This is a genomic window from Marseilla massiliensis (assembly GCF_016899855.1).
GTDB lineage: Bacteria > Bacteroidota > Bacteroidia > Bacteroidales > Bacteroidaceae > Prevotella.
In genome coordinates, this window is the sequence record NZ_JACJJG010000195.1 from 1 (window position 1) to 1839 (window position 1839).

General features: G+C 49.5%; 2 protein-coding genes. Both read right to left on the reverse strand.

What is annotated here, in order from left to right; all coding sequences use genetic code 11:
- Positions 1-104: 104 nt before the first annotated feature.
- Positions 105-1241 carry a HAMP domain-containing histidine kinase gene (locus H6A34_RS14300; RefSeq protein WP_205106062.1) on the reverse strand — a complete coding sequence of 379 codons (1137 nt, stop codon included), beginning with the start codon at positions 1239-1241 and terminating at the stop codon, positions 105-107.
- A gap of 379 nt (positions 1242-1620) precedes the next feature.
- Positions 1621-1839: transposase (locus H6A34_RS14305; protein WP_205103907.1), on the reverse strand; the 219-nt coding region annotated here is incomplete at its 5' end.

Here is a 1839-nt window from a genome sequence, read left to right on the forward strand (position 1 = left end):
AAAAAAATCTATAACAATAGGTGAACTAAGTGGTCAATACTATTTTGGCCAAAAGGGTCAATCATATTGTAGCCAAAGGGGACAATCCTGCTTGGCCAAAAGGGTCAAAGTCGCGTGGCTTTTCCAGCGTCCAAGCGGAACGGCGTTTCATTCAGCGGCTCGTTCGGCTCGAATGTCTTGTAAACGTCAAGCAGCCTGTTGGCCAACCTGAGCGCATGGGCGCAAGAGCGGCTTATGTCGTCGAGATAACCGTCCCTTTTCTTCTTTGCCGACGTGGCTGAAGCCAACTCCGCACAGTTGGCTATGTTGCCGAGCGGCCCGCGTATGTCGTGGCTAACGGTAAGGATAATGTTCTTACGCATCTCAAGCAGCTCCTTGTTCTCGCGTATGATGCCCTGCAACCTCTCTTTTGCCTTGCGCTCCCTGCGTATGTCACGTCTGATAAATGCGAACAAGGCCACGAGCAAGACTAAGACAAGAATGGAAATCGAGGCCGACAGCTTGTACGAGAATGCCTGCACGTCCCTTGTCCGCCGTTCCTTCTCGGCCAGCGATGCCGCCACCTGCCCGTCTATGCGCGCCACGAGCGAGTTGAGTGCGGCATTCAACTCGGCATTATGCCACCGCATACTGTCCGCGCACGCCTCCAAATATTTTGAATGTTCCCTCAGTTTCGCGGCCATGTCGTCGCCAAGCCGCCGCAGGGCTGTTGACCGTTCCACCACCTGCACGGTCTTCTTGCCGCCGAACAGTCCGGCCAGTCCCTTTTTCTTCTTCCTTACAGTGCGCACTCTTACAGAGCGTTCCGCAATGGCCGGCAGCCGCGCGGTCACGTCAGCGTCAAAGGTTTCTTTCCGCCTTGCGGCGAGCATAACCGACCGGAGATGCTTCTCCTTCTCTTCCAACAGGCAGCGGAGCGTGTCAACCTGCATGGGTGAGACGCGCTCACGGCACAGCGGCTTCACGGATACGAGAAAGCTGTCTACGCCGAGCCGGAGCCTCCTGTATGCCGCATAGTCGCCGTCTTTCCAGAAAACCGCACCCTCGCCGGCCAAGACCAGCGCCACGATTTTCCCATGCACGTCGTTCGACGCTTCGTAAATCGTGTGCATGTCATCCATCTCGCGTTCTATTTCCTTCACTTTCCTGCGTTCATACAGCAACACTGCGGCAAGGCCGCAAGTCACGGCCAGCACCAATGCAAAACCGACAAAAACTTTCAATTGAAGTGGTATGACCATTTATTCTTGATATGGGTTTTAATGAGATAAATACTAAAATCATCAATCCGTCACTAATGGATTGAAACAACGAGGTAAACCATCATCGACGGACAAACATTGTTACGATTCCCGACAACAGATAAAACAAGTTGCAAAAATAGTCCATTGCACAGACAAACTTGCATAATGCGAGAGATTGCCTCCTAATTATAACTTTTTTAAACATATTCAGTTATATTTATGCAAGATATTTATTAAAAACCACCAAAAGGATATCAAGATGAAACAAGCGAGATCTTACTGCCGACATCCTGCAAAAGACAGCATTACGTGGGCGACGATTTATGTAATCTTATAATTATCTGATATTAATTAACGTGAGTTCGGTATAATAATCTTATGCAATAAGCCTGCTTTTATCAATGATGTCAATATTGAGTGACGGTTTCTTAGGTAGCAGGTTGTATGCGATAAGCCCTGCAATCAGGTTGGAAGCAAAACCGTCAATGCTGCGGTGCCTGGTATGTTCAATGTAGCAGACGTTTTTGAGTTCGTCGTTGACGGTTTCAATGAGCGCCCTTTTCCGCAGCAGGATTTTGTCGTGCAGGTCCATGAG

What these genes read in the sequence shown, in the direction of transcription:
- H6A34_RS14300 (WP_205106062.1), bottom strand. Translation starts at nt 1,241, where the DNA reads ATGGTCATACCACTTCAATTGAAAGTTTTTGTCGGTTTTGCATTGGTG.